The organism is Flagellimonas meishanensis (assembly GCF_019880545.1).
In the GTDB taxonomy this organism is placed as follows: domain Bacteria; phylum Bacteroidota; class Bacteroidia; order Flavobacteriales; family Flavobacteriaceae; genus Flagellimonas; species Flagellimonas meishanensis.
Genome location: NZ_JAINVW010000001.1, coordinates 1,397,259 through 1,418,432, shown reverse-complemented (window position 1 = coordinate 1,418,432; position 21,174 = coordinate 1,397,259). Strand labels below are relative to the sequence as shown.

Annotated in this window: 15 protein-coding genes and 1 tRNA gene; 1 reads left to right on the top strand and 15 read right to left on the bottom strand. The window is 42.6% G+C overall.

The features are described 5' to 3' along the window. Positions 1 to 330 precede the first annotated feature (330 nt). The 6 genes from K7G75_RS06385 to K7G75_RS06360 form a co-directional block, all read right to left on the bottom strand. Entirely contained in the window at positions 331 to 1,566 is a 1,236-nt protein-coding gene (locus K7G75_RS06385; protein WP_222983381.1) for a YaiO family outer membrane beta-barrel protein, read from the bottom strand. Between the two features lie 42 nt (positions 1,567 to 1,608). Beyond that, positions 1,609 to 3,048 (bottom strand): glycosyltransferase family 2 protein, encoded by a 1,440-nt coding sequence (locus tag K7G75_RS06380; protein ID WP_222983380.1) that lies wholly within the window; start codon positions 3,046 to 3,048, stop codon positions 1,609 to 1,611. After that, positions 3,048 to 4,070 (bottom strand): HEAT repeat domain-containing protein, encoded by a 1,023-nt coding sequence (locus K7G75_RS06375; RefSeq protein WP_222983379.1) that lies wholly within the window; start codon positions 4,068 to 4,070, stop codon positions 3,048 to 3,050. The genes K7G75_RS06380 and K7G75_RS06375 overlap by 1 nt, the downstream gene beginning before the upstream one ends. Then, positions 4,071 to 4,439, bottom strand: coding sequence for a response regulator transcription factor (locus tag K7G75_RS06370; RefSeq protein ID WP_222983378.1), 369 nt, complete (start codon positions 4,437 to 4,439; stop codon positions 4,071 to 4,073). After that, the gene (locus K7G75_RS06365; RefSeq protein ID WP_222983377.1) at positions 4,408 to 5,142 is read right to left on the bottom strand and encodes an Hpt domain-containing protein; all 735 of its coding nucleotides are present in this window, start codon (positions 5,140 to 5,142) and stop codon (positions 4,408 to 4,410) included. The genes K7G75_RS06370 and K7G75_RS06365 overlap by 32 nt, the downstream gene beginning before the upstream one ends. Before the next feature lie 62 nt (positions 5,143 to 5,204). Then, positions 5,205 to 9,209, bottom strand: coding sequence for a response regulator (locus tag K7G75_RS06360; RefSeq protein WP_222983376.1), 4,005 nt, complete (start codon positions 9,207 to 9,209; stop codon positions 5,205 to 5,207). Positions 9,210 to 9,569: 360 nt separating this feature from the next. Here K7G75_RS06360 and K7G75_RS06355 point away from each other — a divergent pair, with 360 nt between their 5' ends. After that, on the top strand, positions 9,570 to 10,295 hold the full coding sequence (locus tag K7G75_RS06355; protein WP_222983375.1) for a nitroreductase family protein: 726 nt from the start codon (positions 9,570 to 9,572) through the stop codon (positions 10,293 to 10,295). Between the two features lie 279 nt (positions 10,296 to 10,574). Here K7G75_RS06355 and K7G75_RS06350 read toward each other — a convergent pair whose 3' ends face one another. The 9 genes from K7G75_RS06350 to ftsZ form a co-directional block, all read right to left on the bottom strand. Continuing rightward, on the bottom strand, positions 10,575 to 11,849 hold the full coding sequence (locus K7G75_RS06350) for an amidohydrolase family protein (protein WP_222983374.1): 1,275 nt from the start codon (positions 11,847 to 11,849) through the stop codon (positions 10,575 to 10,577). Between the two features lie 164 nt (positions 11,850 to 12,013). Further along, complete coding sequence (locus K7G75_RS06345; protein WP_222983373.1) at positions 12,014 to 12,625, bottom strand: DUF2306 domain-containing protein; 612 nt, start codon at positions 12,623 to 12,625, stop codon at positions 12,014 to 12,016. A 22-nt stretch (positions 12,626 to 12,647) separates the two neighbouring features. Continuing rightward, entirely contained in the window at positions 12,648 to 13,883 is a 1,236-nt protein-coding gene (locus K7G75_RS06340) for a BspA family leucine-rich repeat surface protein (protein ID WP_222983372.1), read from the bottom strand. Positions 13,884 to 13,955: 72 nt separating this feature from the next. After that, the gene (locus K7G75_RS06335; RefSeq protein ID WP_222983371.1) at positions 13,956 to 14,369 is read right to left on the bottom strand and encodes a hypothetical protein; all 414 of its coding nucleotides are present in this window, start codon (positions 14,367 to 14,369) and stop codon (positions 13,956 to 13,958) included. Between the two features lie 123 nt (positions 14,370 to 14,492). Beyond that, positions 14,493 to 15,071, bottom strand: coding sequence for a hypothetical protein (locus K7G75_RS06330; protein ID WP_222983370.1), 579 nt, complete (start codon positions 15,069 to 15,071; stop codon positions 14,493 to 14,495). A gap of 137 nt (positions 15,072 to 15,208) precedes the next feature. Next, positions 15,209 to 18,067 (bottom strand): hybrid sensor histidine kinase/response regulator transcription factor, encoded by a 2,859-nt coding sequence (locus K7G75_RS06325; protein ID WP_222983369.1) that lies wholly within the window; start codon positions 18,065 to 18,067, stop codon positions 15,209 to 15,211. 499 nt (positions 18,068 to 18,566) lie between these two features. Next, positions 18,567 to 18,640: transfer RNA gene (locus tag K7G75_RS06320), tRNA-Arg, on the bottom strand. Between the two features lie 8 nt (positions 18,641 to 18,648). After that, a complete protein-coding gene (locus K7G75_RS06315; RefSeq protein ID WP_222983368.1) occupies positions 18,649 to 19,098 on the bottom strand; it encodes a GatB/YqeY domain-containing protein in 450 nt (149 codons plus the stop codon). A 101-nt stretch (positions 19,099 to 19,199) separates the two neighbouring features. Then, complete coding sequence (gene ftsZ / locus K7G75_RS06310) at positions 19,200 to 21,146, bottom strand: cell division protein FtsZ (RefSeq protein WP_222983367.1); 1,947 nt, start codon at positions 21,144 to 21,146, stop codon at positions 19,200 to 19,202. Between the last annotated feature and the right edge of the window lie 28 nt (positions 21,147 to 21,174).

Genomic DNA, 21,174 nt, shown 5'->3' with positions numbered 1-21,174 from the left:
GGTTGGAGTAATTATCATCCATTACCGCAAGTATGCAAATGGATAAGAAATGTCCACAATAAGTTAGTTGGCCTAATTGCGGACCTGAAAGTCAGAAAACAACCCAAGCCATTAAATTAAAGGTTTTAAAGGTATTTCTTTAAGTTGGGAATATTTCTAAATGATTATGGAGGAATTGAAGAATCGGATTTACTTAATTGATATATAAAAAATATATTTTTAGAGTCTCGCTGAATGGATCTTGAAAGTTTTCCTACATTTTCAAACAGTTCTTTTTAAGGGTAGATTTAACCCTAATGGATAGCAATGTCCCTCAAGATTCCAAAAGCACTAAAATCTTTTGATGTACCCTACTCGGAGTGAATATTGGTCGTCTCGGGAATCTGCGGCAAATTCGATGCGGTCATAGGCGATTTCGGAATAAATGACATGTGTGTCCCCCAACAGTTTTCGAAAACCGGCCGTTATATTATTGGACCGAAGTCTTGTGCTGTTTCCTAGCAAAATGTTGTTTGTGCTGTTGTCCGGGGAAAACCCTGCACCTACACTTACACTGAAATAATCATCCGCTCCTCCAAAATAATATCTTGTTGTAAAGGCATGTGCATCGGCCACACCATCGTCCAACATTGACAAATAACTCCTAAAGTTGAACCAATAGTTTTTATAGTATTTTCCCAGTCCAAAAGCATATACCCATGTGGCATCGGTAAATTTCAACAACCTAAATCCTGCATCCGCCTCAAAGGCAGCAGGAAGGTTGGCATACAGGGAGAGACCGGCCCTATATTCAGGGAAAATTCCCTTATCACTTGACACTCCTCCATTTAAATAGGCATAAAAAGTGTTGGAAATCCGGGGATAAAAATCAACTTCAAACTGTGTTGTGCCCGTTCCAAATCGATTGCCATAATTGAATCGTCCAAAAATGGGACCCAGACCGGACCATCTGCCGTAATGCAGGCTCGCCAAATGCCATGGTTGGTCAAAACGCTCTTTAAAATGAACAAAACTATAGGATACCCCTGCCTCGTTCCGAACGGACCCTGTTCCAATGCTCCTAAACAACGAACAGGCCGTGGTGGATTTGGGATGGTATTCCAGGGTCTTATCCAAAGTTCCACTGGCCTCTCGGTAATTTTTCAAGGTCATCAATATCTTGGCCTTAAGAACCAACAGACTCTCGGAATCTTCATTATGTTCCAAGCCTTTATTTACGATTTCCAGGGCAGTTTCAGGGTTTTTGTCCCAATATTCCAAACTGGCATAGGCCAAAGCAGCATCTTCATAGTTTTTATTCTCTTCAAAAACAGCTTCTAAAATGTTTTTAGCCTTATCCATTTGGCCGTCCCATGTGTATAACCTCCCCAAAAAAATCCTGAAATCGATGTTTTCTGGGACCTTTTGGGTTGCAATCGTCATCAATGCTATGGCCTCTGGGTAATTCTTTTTCTCAAAAGCTTCCTTTCTGGCCCTCATGAACATCTCATCGGCCGTTATGTTTTCCTGAGACCAGGCGGTACCTATGCAGAGCAATAGGCCAAACATCCATAGGTATTTTGTCATAACACGAAAGGCTTGCATGTATCTGTACTTAAAATTGAGCGTTTACTGTGCCATTACTTCTTTTCCAACTTTGCCCAGACCTGTCCTGCTCATTGTTCCCCATGATTTTTTCCCGCGGATAAGGTCAATGTTTCCCTGCAGGGAAGCCCACAAAATAAAGGGGTGAAAAAAAATGGGTTCCAAAAATGCGGTAAGGACCAATTTGTACACATAGTTGGTTTTTTTGTATTGCTGAAACGAATATTCCTCAAAGAAAAGGGCCGTTACGGAGTAGAGCACCGCAAAACCATAGGTTACCATGGAAAAGCCCAGGACAAAGAACCAATTGATCTGTCCCATGATCAACAATGCTATGAAAAAAAGAATGCCCGTGAATTCCACAATGGGTGCAAGCCATTCAAAAAAGAGCCAATACGGCGTACTCAGTATACCGAGCACCCCATATTTTGGGTTGAACAACATGCTACGGTGTGTCCATAAGGTTTCCATTGTGCCCCGTGTCCATCGGTTCCTTTGCCTCCGCAATATGGTCCAATTTGGTGGGACCTCTGTCCAACAAAGTGGGTCGGGGATAAAGCCAACGCTGTACTCCTCTTTCTTGGCCCGCATCAGTCTTCTCATACGCACCAATAGCTCCATATCCTCTCCAACGGTCTTACTGTTATATCCGCCAGCCTCGATAACGGTTTCTTTATCGAACATGCCAAAGGCACCGGAGATAAGCAAAAGGCCATCCACCCTAGACCAGGCCATACGCCCCATCAAAAATGCCCTGAAGTATTCGATGGTCTGTGCCCTGACAATAAACTTTTCGGGCAACCTTACCTCGGTAATCTTTCCATCTTCAATGACACATGAATTGGCAATGCGGATTATACCTCCCGAGGCAATCACCTTTTTCTCGTTGTTCAGGAAAGGCTTGATCAGTTTCAGCAGGGCATCACTTTCCAAAACACAGTCCACATCTATACAACAAATGATATCATGCTTGGAAACGTTAATCCCGGCATTCAGGGCATCTGCCTTGCCCCCATTCATTTTGTCCACCACCGTCAAGTTCTTGAAGGATTTAAAGGTGGACCGATATATCTGCCTTACCTGCTGGGAAGGAAGAATATCAAAATACAGGGAATCGTCCTTTATTAAATGAAAGCTGTCGATGAGTTTTGTCAATGTGCCATCCTTACTGCCATCATTAATGATTACGATTTCGCACGAAGGGTAGTTTACGGTCAACAAAGACCTTACATTTTCAACAATATTGGCCTCTTCATTGTAGGCCGGTGCCAATATTGAGATGGGGGGCAAACTGGTGGACTGCAACAGGGCCATTTCGTCCCTTTGATTGTTTATGCGCTTGTATTCCCGTATCTCAAAAAATGAAAAGAAGGCGGAAAAGGAGTAGCCTGCATAGGCAAGGATGCCGTAGACCAGAAAAGACCAACTGATTATCTCAATTATTTGTTGCGTGGGGAATTCCATCACAGATTTGGGTTAAGATTGGACAACATGCTCTTCTCGGCCCTAAGTAGTTCAAGACGGATTTGCCATTCCTCTTGCTGTGTGAAAGCAGACTTCAGTACTTGGAGCATCTTTAGGTCGCCCAATATTTGAACGGATTTCACGATTTCTTTTTTGACTAGTTGGTCCTCGGAAAAAAACTGCGGTATCACTTTGTCCAAAAGACCTTCGTAATTGAACTTGCGCAAAGAACGGACCGTTTCCTTTCGGACAGTACGGTCGTGATGATGCAAGAAGGGAACCAGTTGGGGAATATGTTCAAATTGGTTGAATTGCTGTATCATTCTTATGGAAAAAACCAGCACGGTTGTGAGTTCATGGTCCAACCATTTGGAAAAATCCGGTATGGGTCCTTTGTAAATGTGCTTTATACCATCTTCAATATGAATCTGTTCCCAAAGTGTCAACTCTTTATTCAATTTGGCAAAAAAGGACAATGGATTGTCCTCCGCCGTTTTAATAAAATAATAGATGGCCTGAGCCCTTACCGAGTGGTGACGATCGTTTAAATATCTGGCCACTACACCGGGGCGCCTTACCAAAAGTTGTGATAATACATGTATGGCCCTGGATTTTTCGTACCATTTCCCATTCTTTAAGGAATCTAGGACAAACTCATCCAACCGAAGTTCATGGAATATCCTTTTAATGGAATTGGATGATTCCCCTTTGAGATTTTCATTGTATTCCAGAATTTGGCGAATGGCCATTTTTTTCTGCAGTGAGGAAACCAAATGGCGGTTCCTGAAATTTTTCACCTCGGCTCTAAAATCAAACTGCTCATCAAAAAGATAGTTGTTCAAAAATGCATCTATCCGATCCTGATATGACCGCTTACGTTGTTCCCGTCCATTTTTATATTTTCTGAGAAAGACCAATGCCAGCACTATGATGGCAACCAATAGAAAAAATAGGATTGCAAACAGCACATTGACCTTAAGAATCCAAGGCGAATCTTCCAATATATTGTTGAGAGTGGCCAATCAATAACTTTCTATGGTCCGTTTCACCCTTAGCGATAGTTCGTTGGGACTGAAGGGCTTGGTTATAAAATCGTTTACCCCCATCATGAACGCATCTGTTATAATCTCTTCCTGATTGGAGGTGGACAATACAATGATGGGCAAATTGGGAGTGTTGTTCTTGATGTGTTCTATAAGCTCGGTCCCAGTTACAAATGGTAGCATCAGGTCCGTGATGACCAATTGGATGGAGTCTTCCTCTTCCAATATCTGCAATGCTTTTTTTCCATCCTCTGCGATAAGGACATCATATCCATCGCTAGTCAACTTAAATTGTAACGATTTGGCGACCATGGGATTATCCTCTATAATCAAGATTCTCTTTTTCATACTGTTTTAATTGGGGGAATTCTTTCTCTAATTCATTGGTTATCAAAATCGATTCGTCTTCCAAGGATTTTGCCAAATCAGGTATTTCCGCATCCTCCGCATCATGGCAAATGATATCGCAGATGTCTCTGCCTTTGTCATTGCCAAGCATGGCAAAAGTGGGTTTCACATTGTGAGCGATTTCTCTCGCTGCATTATAATTACCATCCGTTATTGCTGTTTTTAGTTCTTCAAGTTTAGCGGACACAGATTCGAGAAAAAGCTGAATGGACTCTTGGATGAATTCTTCGTTGTTATCGGAAAGTTTTATCAAGTAGTCCAAGGAAAACACCTTGGTCTGTTTTTCCGTTTTTGGAACCAAATCCATATGGGTGACCATCTTATCAAGGTCTTCTTCGCTAATGGGATAGGCAAGTTTTAAATAAGTTCCATGACTTGTCGCATTATTTGAATCTTGGTTGCCTACAACTACCATGGCCAATACTTTTTGTAGTTCATGAGATATGTATTCCATCAACTTGAACGGATCCAAAGGAGCAATGTCCTGGTCCATAACGATCATGTCGTAAGGGGCGTTCTTTACCTTTTGTATGGCATTGAAGCTATCGGAACAGGAGTCCATTTCCCATTCGTTGCGCGCTGCAAACTTCTGAAGAGACACTGTTAGGTCTTCATTGCTGCCCACTAGTAAAATCCTTTTCAAAGTACTGCCAATATTAGAAATCCGTTTGTTATCATTAACATTTTTATCAGCAATAAATTGTATTAATCTTTCATTATTTGTAATAAATTACTTAATAAATATTCAGACAATACGTCTTTCAATGTTTCATAAACCACGGGCTTGGTCACATAACCATCCATTCCATGCTCCAAGCACCTTTCTTTTTCCCCTTTAATGGATCTTGCCGTAAGGGCTATTATGGGCACGCGGGTATCGCCTTTCTCCATTTGCCTAATCTTTTGTGTGGCATCGTATCCGCTTAAAAGCGGCATTTGGATATCCATAAAAACAAAATCGAACTTGTCTTCCTCGAAGCACTTCACCGCCTCAAAACCGTCGTGTGCCTCAACTATGGTAGATTTTGGGACTATTTTTTGTAGTAGGGTCCTTGCTAACAATCTGTTCACGGGATTGTCCTCCGCTACCAAGATTGTTGGTTCCAATTCTTCTAGACTTACCTCTTCGGGACCTTTCTTCACGGATTCTGGTGCTATTTTCTTCTGGGGACGCCCTATTTTGTCCAGAACGGACTGTAATTGTCGTAGCATGATCGGTTTGGTCAAATTAAACTGGACGCCATGCCTATGGCATGCATTATTTATGGCCCCATCCTCTACCGAGCTGTGCAACAGCATGATGGGCAGAATTTCCGGTCCCATGTTGAAGTTGTCCCTGATGTGCTGGATTACCTCAATACCATTGAGGTATGGCATATTATAATCGACGATTGCCAAATCAAAATCTTTTTGTTCTTCCAGGATTTCCAGCGCTTCAATGCCGCTTTCGGCCAAAACAGCCTCAATTTGGTATAATCGTAGAATATCCTGCAGGATAATCCTGTTGTTCTTGTTATCGTCAATTACCAAGACTTTCTTCACTTTCGAAGAACCGGTCTTTTTGGATTTGCTGGGACCATCCGTAGTTTCAAACTCAATGACAAAGGAAAAGACGCTGCCCTCGTTGAGTTTGCTTTCCACTTTTAAATTGCTTCCCATAAAGTTTAGCAAGCGGTTGCTGATGGTAAGTCCCAAACCGGTTCCACCAAATTTCCTGGTGGTGGAGGCATCCTCTTGGTCAAATGCCTTGAAAATTTTCTCCAAATTGTGTTCCGCAATCCCCACTCCGGTATCCCTAATGGAAAAAACATAGCACTTTTTGGTTTTGTCCTTCCCCAATTCCGGACTATACCTAACCTTCAATTCCACCTCCCCTTCGTTGGTGAACTTTACGGCATTGCCCAAAAGATTGGTCAAAACCTGACGGAGGCGAACGGAGTCCGCAAAAACATAGGGATCAACATCGGAGGACACATCCAGCAGTATTTCCAGTCCCTTGGCATGGGCCTGGTGCTTTACTATATCCATGGTCTGGTCACAAAGCTCCAAGAGATCGACTTTCTCAATACTCAGCTCCAGTTTGCCCGCCTCAATTTTTGAAAAGTCGAGTACGTCGTTGATAATATCAAGAAGGTGGTTTGCCGAATTGAACACTGTATGCATGTACTCTTGTTGACTTTCGGACAACTCGGTTTTCATCAAAAGATCGGTAAATCCGATTATTCCGTTCAATGGGGTCCTGATCTCATGGCTCATATTGGCCAAAAACTCCGATTTGGATTTGCTTGCCGCTTCGGCTTTTTGTTTTGCCTTTATCAAAGAAGTTTCATAATTCTTCATGGCCGTAATGTCCTGGAATATTCCATATACTTTGCCATCCGCCTCCGAACCTTTTGTCCTGCCAATGATCCGCACCCATTTTTCGTTGGATTTGGCCGTTGTCAACTTCAGTTCCATATCAAAGGAATGCGATTTTTCCAAAGCATCTTGCATGGCCTGTTGCAATTTCCTTGATTCTTCTTCATCATAAAATGAAAGCATGCTTTCCATGCTGGGAACAATATCGGTGGGGACCTCGTATATCATTTTTGTGATTGGGCTGCACGCCAATGCTTGCTTATTGCCATCGTACTCCCAACTCCCGATCTTTGCAATCTCATTGGATTGTTCCAGCATGTCTTGCAACCTAAGGCGCTCCATTACATTTTCCTTAAACTGGGTAATGTTGGCGGTGTATATTAACAGACCGCCCACTTCATTATCATGCGTGTACCATGGCTTTACCTCCCAGGTTATCCATTGCTTGGATCCATCCTTTCTTTCAAAAACTGCTTCGTCACAGGTATTAATGGCCCCTGCCAAGCATTCTTTGTGTATTTTCTTCCAATCGTCATCAATTTCTGGGAAAACATCATAATGGGACCTTCCGATAACCTTTTGGGTTATGTTATAGTCCTCCAACCATTTTTTGGAAGCCGCCAGGTAAACCATGTTGGTGTCGAACATGGCAATAGCAGTGGGGGCTTCCTCAATGAACAGTCTATTCTGCTCGGTACTGGCCTGTAGTGCCAGTTCATAATTCTTTTGGGTAGAAATGTCCCAATTGGTTCCCATTACGCGTATTACCTCGCTTTGCTCATTCAAGAGCACAGAACCTTTTCCCCGTATGTAATGAATGGAGCCGTCTGGCCATATAACCCTAAAGTCCGCCTCGTATTTGCTCTTGTTCTTAACGGCATCTTCCAATTGTTCCAGTATTCTGCCAAAATCCTCTTCATGAACATGTTTTTTCCATAGTGCGAAGGTCGCCTCCTCCTTTTCCCTTTGAAGACCATAGAGGTTGTACATGTTATCGTCCCATTCCAGATTTCCTTGTTCAATGTCGTAACCCCAAACACCAACAATTGAAGCGTCAAGAGCCGCCAATACTTTTTCGTTGGCAACTTTATAGTTTCGTTCCGCCTCCACAGTTCTTGAAATGTCCCTGAACGCAACTACGGTATTAAATCCACTTCCAGCTTTAATGGAATTGAGTGTTATCTCAACCGGAATTTTCTTACCCCTTTTTTCCAACAGCTTGGTTTCCATGGTAGAGACATGGTTCTCCTGGGCCAATTCCAAACTGTCGTGTTCCGATTCCGGATCTGGTTGTATGGCGTGAAAGGCTTTAAGGTGTTCTTCATGTTCTTTGGTGAAATTTCCAGCGATCAGCTCTGAAAGGTCCTTGCCCTTCAGGTCAGATTCAGCATACCCAAAAATCTTCTTGGTAAGGGCGTTTGAAAGCAGAATTTTTCTGGAACCATCGATTATCACCATTGGGTTTGGGGTAGTGTTCAAGTAGGTATTGGTGATATGGAGCTCTTGTTCGGCCACCCTTCTATCTTTCTCCAATTGGTTTATGGATGGGATGACCACCATCAAGATAAACAACACAGAGGTAATAAATGCAACCCCTAAAATAGCTATGGAAAAATCTGGTGCCAACAGGCCCTTTCTGTATAGTAGGAGTACCGATGAACAAAGCGCCAATATCAGTACGGACAATTGAAAAAATAATCTTCTCATCAAATGGCTCCCTATTTTTTTTCCAATAAAAAGCTCGGTTAGTCCATACGTCGGGATAAGCAATGAAATGGCTATGCTGGCCAATAAAAATCCTATGGCCGTGTGGACCGCCATGGAGGAAATGAAGGAGATTTTATCTACTGTTGATATTTGCAGAAAAAAGGCAGACATGGCAAGAAAGGCAAAAAAAGCGACCGATTGGGCCAAGTAGGCGGCCACATTCAAATATCTGGGTTTTCTTACCGAAATGAGAAGCAGCGACACGCCCAACAATATAAAGGACAGGGAAGTAACCGATGACATTCTTCCTGGGGTCGGATTACCGGACAAAATTCCATCTAAGTCACTGACCATGGCTTGATCTATGCCAAGATTGACCCCAGCTATGTCCTGATACAAGGTCAGTAATCCCAAACATAGCAATATACCATTAACAACATGGGGTATGGCCATATTGCCCTTTCTAACATTTAAGAAAATAACCATTGCCAACAGCATGAAGGAAAATGCAGTATTGAACTTCATGGTCGGAAGACCGGTAACATTATAGGTAAGAGCTTCAATCTGAAGAAGCCACCCCAATAGTACAACAGCTGATACCACTATTAGTGTAATGGCTATACTGACTATGGTTTTCTTGAGCATTTTGGATGTATTAAACAAAATTGTAACGAAATACTTACAAATATTATTGTAAATTACTCGTTCTGTGTAATCCTTTATTTAATTCGCATATTGGGAAATATCTCAGATGGACTTAACGAGGATGAAATCAAAAAGCTCATGGTTGGAGAAAAACCAATTCATTATGAAAGCGGTAAAAAGTAAATAAAAGTGGGGATCTCGGACGAAATCAAAATAGTCATATAGTATCCTTTCTGTACTTCGGCGCTTTTATGGGACTCATAGACACATTTAATATCATCAGGTATTCAATCCCAAAGCATAAAAAATTTGCATAATGCCACCTTCTGACCGACTTTTGACCTCTAAAACAATATCAGCATGGAAAAGACGGTATCGGAAGCCATAGCATACAGACGTTCGGTCCGGGTCTATCGGGAAGAACCGATTGATCCCGAAAAGGTTAAGGCATGTATCGAGAATGCCGTATTGGCCCCTACGAGTTCCAACCTACAGTTGTGGGAGTTCTATCAGGTTATCCATTCAGATACCAAAGCCAAAATTGTGCATGCGTGCATGAATCAACCTGCGGCCCGGACTGCGCAGCAACTGGTTGTGGTTGTGGCGCGAAAGGACAAATGGCGGGACCGTGTCCAAGCCAATATTGGGTTCTTGGAAAAGAGTTTTGGAAAAAAGCCCAAAAGCGAGTACAACCAGCGTGAAAAATTCGTTTTCTCCTACTACAATAAACTCATCCCCACACTTTATTCTGATTTTCTGGGCATACTAGGGTTCTTTAAATACGTCTTTTTCAATGTAGCGGGGTTGTTTAGACCCATGTACCGACAGGTCCGGTCGTCCGATATGCGTATAGTGGCCCACAAAAGTGCTGCCCTTGCTGCGGAGAATTTCATGCTCTCCATGGCCGCCATAGGATACGATACCTGCCCTATGGAAGGGCACGACAGCCTTCTGGTAAAAAAAGCACTGGGATTACCCGGCGGCGCCGAGATAACCATGGTGATTGCATGTGGTATCCGAGAACCTGAAGGGGTATATGGCCCACGATTCCGGGTACCTTTTGAGCAAGTGTACAAGCGGGTTTAGTCTACCCCCTTTGGTTATGGTTGATTCCCCATTTTTTAAGGTGAAGCAGGTCATCGAATCCCATAAGCTTTGATTAAGTTTCATTTCCACGGATAAGGAAATTAGTTCGTCCATGACCTTCTCAACAGCTACAACATCTTTTGGCAAAACGCTTTAAAAAGTAAGCTGGGTGTGAATTTCCACATCGCTTGACTGAATTGATTTTTGGCCCAAAATTATTGATGGACTAAAAACCATGATTGACAAGATTACGATTATCCCTTTCATACAATATGGATTTTATTCAATTGGTGATCTTTTCTGAACCTTGCCATTCTTGAAAACCGTATTGATGGTCAATGTATTGGCAATTTCATCTAAAGGATTTTTATCCAGCAATATCATATTGGCAATTTTACCCACTTCTATGGAGCCTAAACTGTCTTGGGCTTTCATCATTTTTGCGGCGTTCAAGGTTCCCATTTTGATGATCTCCAACCGATCCATTCCGCCCAATTCGAACAACTGCATTTCTTCATGCAAACTATGGCCCGGTAAAACAAAAGTTCCCGTATCCGTCCCCAAGGCAAAATTTATACCGTTACGCTGTAAGGCCTTGATATCCTCTACCTGAAAAGAGACAATGTCGGTAAGGTGAATATCCTCTTTATGTAGATATTGTTTCCAAAATTTGATGTTGTCATTTGATCGCGCAATGTAGCCGGAATCGTTGGCTTTTGACAAATCGGCTTCATCGAACACCTTTTCCTTACGAATGGCTTCCACCCATTCGGGATGTAGAGGATATGAAAAACCTTTGTCAATCATGAAGGTGGTAATGAACGACGGTTTGATGGTATACAACTTTTCTAAAAGCAGGGTGTCTTTTTCAAAATCCAGATCAATCCCGGTCCAGTGGACAAAGTTTTGGATACCGGCATCCAATGCCATTTCCAATTCCAAATTGTCACTTACATGCGCAAAAACCCGTGTTCCATTTTTGACCGCCTCTTTCTGGACTTTGTTTATGAACGATTGTGGCATTCTTTCAACCAGTGGTGGATGAGGTCCGTCTTCAATGGTGAGCTTTATACCCACAATGGGCTGCTTGCTTACTTTTTTTACCAGTTCTTCGATTTGCAGGGTGTCTTTCAACAGAAACACCGTTTTTCCATCAATCCAATTGCCTTTGTACGTTTTAACGGGATGCCGGCCCTCCATAGTGAAGTGCTGACTTGTATGAAATACGTAGGGTGCCGGGATACTGTCTTGATTGCCCCGCTTTCGCATCTCGGAATAATAGGCATTGGTGCATAAACTTCCCCCAGTAATGAAGACAGATGTCACTCCGTAGTGCACATACTTAGGAAAGTCACTTTCAAAATCATTTGTGTGGACATGGCAGTCAAATAGCCCTGGAATAAGGTATTTACCCCTACCATCTACAGTTTCATTACCCCCTCCAACAACCTCTTTTCCCACAGCAGCTATTTTGCCCCCTTTGATGCCAATGGAAACTTCCTTTTGAAGCTCGTTACCGGTACCGTCGATAAGATTGACGTTTGTAATGACCATGTCATACGCTGTTGCTGGCTTTGAACTGCAACTGTAAATGACCCACAAAGCGATTAAAACAATACATTTTTTCATTCCAGGCGATTTAAATAAGTGGTTGAACCAAAATATAAGCAAAAAAGAGGCTGGCAAAAAATTCTGTGACAGAATCGAATCGATCCAAACTACTTTCTTGTAATTGAAGGAACCCATATCATAGCTATTTCAACGATAATAAGGGGAACAAACGAAAACAGCCATTCGTTGACCGTTCTTAGCAACTCTGGATCATCAATTGCACCGTATAGAAAATCCAATGGCAAAATTTGATAGAGCCTAATAAAAACAAAGGCCAAGGCACAGGTGTAACTTCTGACCATGAACTGTCTATGGGCCACAATATTTTTTCGTTTTATTGCCACCCAAGCCAAAGAAGTGGTCAAAAGAAACAGCAATGCTAATATGACCAGTGAATAGCGGCAGCCAATGCAATCATAAATGAGTGAGAGTCGAAAAGCTGAAATTCCTGCAATTATGGACCCAATTATGTACAGCTTACCGGCAATTTTATGATAGGAGCCATACTTTTTACGAATGGAAGGCCAAAACTGAATGGGTCCGAGAAAAAGCGAGAAGGTCGCTCCGACCATATGGGAAATGAACCAAACTTGGTTTGATTCAAATCTTTCATTCCTGTATCCAAAAAAATAGCCGAGAACATTATAAAAATAGAAGTATGCCGAAACGGAAACAATAAACGTCCAAAAAATAATTAGAAGAAATGTTTTCGTTTTCATTGATCCACTTCTTTAATGGGTATTAAAATCCAAAATCACATGGCCCCAAGATAGGCAAACCACCTAGGGACATGGCCGAATTTTCAGCAAATACCGAACATTTGGTTACATTGACCGTATTCCAGCCACTTAAATTTTGATTGAACAATAGGGCATTATTGAACATGGCTTCCATATCGGTAACATTGCCTACATCCCAGCCACTGATATCTTGATTGAATGATGCCGCATTCCTGAACATGGTAGCCATGTCCGTTACCTTGCTTACGTTCCAAGAACCAATATCCTGATTAAAGACAATGGCCCCATCAAACATGCCATCCATAAGCGTTGCATTTTCAACATTCCATCCACCAATATCTTGATTGAAAGAACTTGCCTGATTAAACAGGTTTCTCATTCTTTCAACATTGGCCACATTCCATTCGCCAATATCCTGATTAAAAGCATGGGCAAAACTAAACATAGATTGCATATTGGTGACTTGACCTACATTCCATCCACTAATATCTTGATTAAAAACGGTCGCCTCTGAGAACATGCCGCTCATATCGGTGACATTACTTACATCCCAACTGCTTATGTCTCCATTAAAAGCGTGCGCATCGCTGAACATATACACCATCTTAGTAACGTTGCTCACATCCCATGAATTCAAATCCTCGTTGAAACCAGTTGCGTTGCTAAACATTTCGCTCATGTCGGTCACTTTGCTCAAATCTGGCACGTCAATGGCATTAAAAGAAAGGTTTGAACATCCATAAAAAGCCCATTTCATTGTACCCCAGGATATATCACCCCATTGTTCCACTGTAAGCAACTTTCCCTGGTTGCTAAATCCCCCTGAAATCATATGTAAGCTGGGAAAATCACCCGATATGGAAACCGTATATGTTCCGGCAGATGCATAGGTATGGTCAATGTCACCCGTAGCATCCGTGCTAACATCACCATCTCCCCAATCCACTGTATAAAGGTAATCTTCCATAAACAAAGGGTTGGTTGGGATGGCAATGGTCAATCCCCCATCTCCATAGGTAGGATCTCCTACTATCCAAGTAATTATAAAAGGCAAATCGGGGTCAGGGTCCGGATCGGGGTCAGGATCTGGATCCGGATTAGGGTCACTGGGGTCCATATCATCATTATTGGGTTGGGGGTTTTCGGTGTTTTCCGTATCTGGATCGATAGTGCCACCGTCCTCACTGCAAGCGGTGATTATGGAGGCTAATAAAATAAAAAGAAGTATTTTTTTCATTTTTTCCTTGAGTGTTGAATCGCGTTTAACTTATATCATCAAAATTGTTCTTTCTGCCATGGAATCAATAGGTCAATTATCAAAATCGGTTCGGTTCAACCTAATGGAAGAAGCACTGCTAATTTTACCCTCCGTAGTCTCAATCCGAATTTCGAAATCCAGCCAAGCTGAATCGGCAAATCCCAGGCAGATGTTCCCCCAATTGAGTTCACCGTCGCCATCTTCCAATTCAAATCCTTCAAATTGGTCCAGCGCACCACTGTCGGTTTTACCGTCATCCAAAGTTCCTTCATACAATATATGTTTAAGAACATCATTCTGTGTGCCGCTGTAAGGGATAATAATGTCGTAACGTCCACCGGTACCGGAACTATGTGCACAAAAGTTCGGATCTTCTACCCTTAGCTCTCCCAGTACTATAGATGGGCGATCTTCATCGTCATTGCTACAGCCTATGCTAAAGAGTATGAAGAGTAAGGCCATCATAGTTTTTAGATAAAGTGACCCTGATTTTTTTCTTGAATTTTTCATATCACTGCATATATGTTTATACATTATTCTCCACCTACCGTAGATAGATTCAAATTTGGTTTCATTTAAACGCAATTTTTAGGGAATGAACTCCGCATGGAAGGAGCCATTGATGCTTATACTTCCTGAGCCGTTGCCTGTAGCCAATAGCGCACCAACAAGCGTTCCCTTGACGAAACCGTTGCCTGTTTCGGTAAGGGTAATACTCCCGATACTACTGCCAATGCTGTTATGGCTGACGCCCCCGTTTTGTCCGAATATCAGACCAGCATCTAACTCTTGGAGTCCTGTACCACTTGAAAAATCCGTAATGTTGTACTTTCCCTTGGTAGGAAGGGAAGCCCCGTTCAACAAAATTGTTGCCGTAACCGTATAGCCCTCGCCATCTGTCAGGTATATGGCCAGTTGGTGGGTGGTAACAAAACTGCTAGGCATTTCATTAAATTTGTAGGTGGCATTGGTGCCTTCCATATCCCTTGAAAAACTCCCCGAAACATCGATGTTGAAACCTACTTCATCCAAATCTGGCTCTTGCATATCTCCATCGCTGGATTCGCAGGAACATAAAAAGAATAAAAAAAGACCAATTGCTGCATTGAGAAAAATTCGTTTGTTTCCCCAATGGTAAACTCCTATAATACCATTTTGTGTTTTCATTAGTAATAGTTTTGATTGAACTTTCTTGGGGAACCATTAGAATCGAACCAAAACTAGCAGTTGGCCACAAACAGGGCTGACACCACAGTTCCAAATTATGATTCTAAATTCCCAAATAATGTACCTAAAGCCCAGAATTAATAAGAAGAGGGAGAAACACCGTACAATGCCTTAAAGCATTTGGCGAAATAGGAAAGGTTGTTAAAGCCAACTTGGTAAGCAATCTGGGTTACGGTATCGGCCTTTTGGGATAAGAGATTGGCAGCTTTCTTTAATCTGAAATTACGTAACAGCTCTCCGGGAGACTCGTTGGTAAGCGCCCTTATTTTTCGGTGCAATTGGGTCTTGCTCATGGCCAGTGCCATTTGCATTTGAGGAGCTCCAAAATTAGGGTCGGCATACTCTTTTTCCATCAATTCAAGTAACTGATTGAGAAATCTTCTGTCCAAAGTTGTAGTGGCCAATTTTGCAGGTTCAAGCGAAGCTTGGTTATCGGAATAATAATGGCGTAGTCGTTGCCTTTGGGCCATTAGGTTTCTGACCCGCGCCAATAGCTCTTTTGCGCTGAAAGGTTTGGTCAAGTAGTCATCGGCACCGGTTTCCAATCCCTCAATTTTGTTTTTCTCACCGGCCATTGCGGTCAACATGATTACGGGTATGTGGCTGGTTTCAATATTGGATTTCAATTGTTTACAGAGTTCCATACCATCAATCTTCGGCATCATCAAATCGGTAATAATTAATTCCGGCATTCCGGAAATTGCCAATTTTAGGCCTTGTTCCCCGTTCCTTGCCTCCATCACCCTATAATGCTCCAAAAGTTGTTTCCCAATATATTGGCGCATATCTTCATTGTCTTCTATGACCAATATCTTCGGTGCCGAACGGTCATCGGTCTTTGGGAAATCAAACGTGCCTTTATCCATGGCCGATTGATTTTGCATGGTTGCCAATTCAGAACGTTGGCCTGTTCTGATTTTTTGCATGGGAACCTGGACGGTAAAGAAGGTGCCCTGACCCACCTCGCTCGATACCGTAATAGTGCCGTCCATAAGCTCCACTAGATCCCGTGAGAGCGAAAGGCCAATACCGGAACCTTCCCTTTCTTTGGTAATGCCCCCATCAACCTGATAAAAGCGATCAAAAATAAAGGGCAACTTTTCGGGGGCTATACCTTCGCCATTATCAGAAACTTGAACCATAAGTTCGTCGTTGCCATGGGATACTTCTATGATTACCTTGCCAGCTTCATCATTGAATTTAAAGGCATTGCTCAAAAGATTATAAATGACCTTTTCCATTTTGTCGCGGTCAAATGAAGCCCAAAGGGCGGTATCGGGTACTTTTATTCTGTAATCCATTTGATGCTGGACGGCATAGGAATTAAAGGAAGCTGCAGCCGTTCTTATGCACTTAAATACATCTCCTTCACTCGGTTTGAGCTTAAGTTTTCCTTCATCTATTTTTGACAGGTCCAACAGCTGGTTGACCAGCCCTAAAAGTCTATTGGTGTTGCGACGTATCATCTTGATGTCCTCTTTCTCAAGTTTTTGGTCAGGATTTTGCTCCAAATGTTGAATGAGCCCTTGAATCAAGGTCAATGGCGTTCTGAACTCATGGGAAATATTGGCGAAAAAGTTGGATTTCAGTCTATCAAGTTCCTGAAGTTCTTTGTTGGATCTTTGTTTAATACGGTACAGGTTGTACAACAAAATTGCCAATAGTAGGATAAACAGGGCAAAGATGATGATGGCATTGCGCTCGTTCTTTCTTTTGCCCAACTGCAGGGCCTGCACTTCCTTTTCGGAAGCCAATAAAGCGATTTCCCGGGTCTTTTGTTCGTTTTGGTATTTGGCCTCTATATCCTCGGCCAGGTCTCGCTTTTCTATAGTATAAAGGCTATCCTTTTCAGCCTCGTATTTAATTCTAAAATCGTAAGCTTTTTTATAATCCCCGATGGCAAAATTCACTTCGGACAGGGTCTTGTAGCCATCCATCACAGTTAATTTGGCTCCGATGGCGCGGGCGATTTCAATGGCTTCGATAGAATACCCTGCTGCACTATCCAATTTTTTGGAATAAAGAAATTCCTGGCCCAAGGCCTGGCTGGCCATGGCCATGTTTATCGAATCGTTGATTTCAGTTGCTATTGATAAGGATCGGCGATAGTTTTCAATGGCCTCGCCGGATTGCTTTTTATCAGAAAAAATGTTCCCGATGTTTTGATAGGTTTGGGACATTTCACGCTTTCGGCCCATCTTTGCATAGCTTTCCAGGGCCTGTAAGTAGTTCTGCAAGGCCTTATCGGGCTTTTGTATATTTCGGTATACTATTCCCATGCCATTCTGTACAAAGGCACGGCCTGGCAAGAAATCGAGCTTTTTAAAAATGCTATCACTCTCTTGATAATACAAAATGGCCTTCTCACTATCTTCCAGTTTTTGGTTGATCATCCCAATGTTGGCGAAATTTATGGCCGTATTTTTTTCATGGCCGATCGCCGAGTTCATTTTGGCCGCTTCGGTATAGGCTTCCATGGCCTTTTTATACTCCCCTCGTTCGTTGTAGATGTTTCCTAAATTATTATAAGAACTTGCCACCCCCTCAAAGTCTTTAGTTTCCGTTGCGAAGGCGATATTCAATTGCAGGTATTCCTCTCCCTTATCGAGGTCTCCTTTTCTGGTATGCGTATTGCCCAAACCAATTAAGGCGGCACTCTTACCATCGTTGAATTCGATATGCTCAGCAATGGATAGGGCTTTGGAGAAGACCGTTACCGCTGAATCGTAGCTCGATCTATCGGCGAATAGGTCGGCACGGGCTATTAAACCAGAAACCTCAACCTTTTTATCTTTAATTCTTTTGGCAATCTGTAAGGCCGCAAGAACATTTTTTTCGGCTTTTTTTTGATTTACGTAGCGATATTCGTTCGCCAGAGATAGCAATGTCTTAACCTTGGACGAGTCTGCTCTTTCGACACCAAGCCTTTGCTCCAAACTATCAATCTTAGATTGGGGATAAACACATATAGAGAGAAAGAACAGGATTAAAAGTTGAAGTCTGGCCATGCCTAAATTTAAGCATAATCCTTTTCCGAAAAACTAGATTTATTTTATGAAAAGTTCTGGTAAATCCCAATTTAGAAATAAGGTTCTGGAAATCGGCCGTTTTAAGGGATGTTTTTGCTAAATCGATTTCAATTCAAATAGCAAGTCTCATTTTCCGTCCTTTTTAATGATTTCGGAAATTCATTTTTTATTGGACACTTTAGGTTTACCAAATTTATAAGTAGGGTATTTAACTATCATTACCTGTAATTGACAAACAGGTTTTTAAGATAATTCTGGTATCCCTTTTTCGAATTCTGCAAAGGGGATGCCGAATCACTCACCAGAATTGGTGAGTACTTTCGATATCAAACAAAATCAGTGAAAATGAAAAAGTCTGAAAATCAACGACTTTCAGACTTTTTGAATTCAAATATGTAGTTCCCAGTGACCGCGGGAGGATTCGAACCCCCAACCCTCAGAGCCGAAATCTGATATTCTATCCAGTTGAACTACGCGGCCTTTATTTATTAACTTAATCTTTGTCTCACTATGTTGGAAATGGTCTTGCCATCCGCCTGCCCTGCCAACTCCTTGGAAACGATTCCCATTACCTTTCCCATATCCTGCATTCCCGAGGCTCCGATGGCATCAATGGTCTGCACCACCACTTTTTCTATTTCCTCTTCCGTAAGCTGTTCGGGCAAAAAACGCTCAATAATGGCTGCCTGGGCCAATTCCGGTCCTGCTAGGTCATCACGTCCCTGTTGTTGATAAATGGCAGCACTGTCCTTGCGCTGCTTCACCAATTTTTGAAGGATTTTTACCTCGTCCTCCTCAGAAAGCTCACCTGCAGCACCTTTATCCGTCTTTGCCAATAGTATTGCCGACTTAATGGCCCTCAAGGATTCCAACGCAGTGGTATCCTTGGACCGCATCGCCGCCTTCATTTCCATCATTACGCTTTCTTGCAAACCCATTTTATACCATTTTGGGCTGCGAAGATAAAAAAATAAACCCGAAAGTCATTCAACAATCGGGCTTATGCTCTCCATAAAAATGGATTTCAATTTAAACACTACTAATCAACATTATCGTGCAAAAAAGAGTTGTTGGAACGCAACTGCAGGTCGTCGTTGCTATCCTCGCTCAATGTGGTCCTAGAGACTTTCTGCTCTTTGGGAATATCATTAAGATCAACACCCTGTCGCTTGTAGGCAGGTTGCTTTTCTATTTCATCAATGCTGTTCCGATTATTCTGAAACTTATAATTGAAGTTTTTCAATTTTCTTCTTCGCTCGTCCGCACGATCTTTTAACAATTCGTTTATCGGACTATTGAGGGGGCCAAGGTTTTGGTCCTCCATACTATCTTCTTGCCTGGCTTCTACCTTGATGGTTTTTTTCTCAAAGACCAGTTCGTCTTCCACCAACTTGGGCTCGTGAGTCTCAGCCATGGACCTAGCACCGGTCAATTTGGTTTCCAATTCCATGTACTCTTCCAAATTGTAACGGGTCTCGCCTTCTTTTCGATACTCCAACACGGGTTTTACCTCCACATATTCGTTTACGTCCACGTCTTTGACCTCTTCATCAAGATTAAAGGTCACTGTTTGTTCCCTTTCCTCTTCCATATGGCTTAGTGGCATATCGAAGCTCAACGTGAATTGGTCCTCTTCAACCTTGGGTGAAACCACTTCAGCATCGATTACCTCGATGTTCTTTAGGATGTTCTTGGCCTCGATTATGATGAAGTCATTTTCCACATTTTCCGGTACCACTTCTTCATAGAACACATTGAAGTTTCTTATGTAGCTAGTGGTCGGTATCAGGTCAGAATCCAATATTGGAGTTCGTATTTCCTCCTCCTCTTCAATTTCCAAGGTGTGCTTGACCACTTCAGGCTCTGGCTCAACCATGATTTTCTGCATCTTCACTTCCTGAACCGATGTGGCCTCTGGAGTAAGCTCTTGTTCAGCAATCTGCTCGTCTTCAAGCGTATAGAATACCTTTTTGGTTTCGGTGTTTACAATATCATCTTGTTGGTCTATGTTGAAACCCGTGGCAATCACCGTTACGGCAATGGCCTCACCAAGACTATCATCCTCGCCCACACCCATTATAATGTTCGCTCCGTGCCCCGCTTCTATTTGGATATGGTCATTGATCTCGCCGATTTCGTCTATAGTGATTTCTTGCTTGCCAGAAACTATGAGCAACAGTACATTTTTGGCTCCATTGATTTTGTTATCGTTCAACAAGGGCGAATCCAAAGCCTTCATTATGGCTTCATTGGCCCTTGCGGAACCAGTTGCCATGGCCGAGCCCATAATTGCGGTTCCGCTATTGGAAAGCACCGTCTTGGCATCCCGAAGGTCAATGTTCTGTGTGTAGTGGTGTGTGATGACCTCTGCAATACCCCGAGCAGCAGTGGCCAATACCTCATCAGCCTTGGAGAAACCGGCCTTAAACCCAAGATTGCCGTATACCTCGCGAAGTTTATTGTTGTTGATTACAATCAGCGAATCCACATTGGCCCTTAATTTTTCTATACCCAACTGTGCTTGTTTGTTACGCATAGCCCCTTCAAATTGAAAAGGTATGGTCACAATGCCCACGGTAAGAACATCCATTTCCTTGGCCAATTTGGCGATTACCGGAGCTGCTCCGGTCCCGGTTCCCCCACCCATTCCAGCAGTGATGAAGGCCATTTTCGTGTTGAGTTCCAACATACCCTTGAGTTCCTCAATACTTTCCAAGGCAGCCTGTTCGCCAATGTCAGGATTGGCCCCGGCGCCAAGTCCCTCCGTCAAGGATACACCCAGTTGGATTTTGTTGGGCACGGGACTGTTCTGCAATGCCTGGGCATCGGTGTTGCAGATTACAAAGTCCACTCCATTGATACCGGCCTGGAACATGTGGTTGATAGCGTTGCTTCCTCCACCTCCAACGCCGATCACTTTTATTACGTTGCTTTTGTTCTTGGGCAAATCAAAGGCGATATTGTCAAATTCGGTGTTCTTACTCATGACGGTGTTGTTTCGTTTTAATGGGGTT

Coding starts and splice junctions, on each gene's coding strand:
- K7G75_RS06385 (WP_222983381.1), bottom strand. CDS start 1,566: ATGACAAAATACCTATGGATGTTTGGCCTATTGCTCTGCATAGGTACC.
- K7G75_RS06380 (WP_222983380.1), bottom strand. CDS start 3,048: ATGGAATTCCCCACGCAACAAATAATTGAGATAATCAGTTGGTCTTTT.
- K7G75_RS06370 (WP_222983378.1), bottom strand. CDS start 4,439: ATGAAAAAGAGAATCTTGATTATAGAGGATAATCCCATGGTCGCCAAA.
- K7G75_RS06360 (WP_222983376.1), bottom strand. CDS start 9,209: ATGCTCAAGAAAACCATAGTCAGTATAGCCATTACACTAATAGTGGTA.
- K7G75_RS06355 (WP_222983375.1), top strand. CDS start 9,570: ATGGAAAAGACGGTATCGGAAGCCATAGCATACAGACGTTCGGTCCGG.
- K7G75_RS06350 (WP_222983374.1), bottom strand. CDS start 11,849: ATGGTCATTACAAACGTCAATCTTATCGACGGTACCGGTAACGAGCTT.
- K7G75_RS06345 (WP_222983373.1), bottom strand. CDS start 12,625: ATGAAAACGAAAACATTTCTTCTAATTATTTTTTGGACGTTTATTGTT.
- K7G75_RS06340 (WP_222983372.1), bottom strand. CDS start 13,883: ATGAAAAAAATACTTCTTTTTATTTTATTAGCCTCCATAATCACCGCT.
- K7G75_RS06335 (WP_222983371.1), bottom strand. CDS start 14,369: ATGATGGCCTTACTCTTCATACTCTTTAGCATAGGCTGTAGCAATGAC.
- K7G75_RS06330 (WP_222983370.1), bottom strand. CDS start 15,071: ATGAAAACACAAAATGGTATTATAGGAGTTTACCATTGGGGAAACAAA.
- K7G75_RS06315 (WP_222983368.1), bottom strand. CDS start 19,098: ATGGGTTTGCAAGAAAGCGTAATGATGGAAATGAAGGCGGCGATGCGG.
- ftsZ (WP_222983367.1), bottom strand. CDS start 21,146: ATGAGTAAGAACACCGAATTTGACAATATCGCCTTTGATTTGCCCAAG.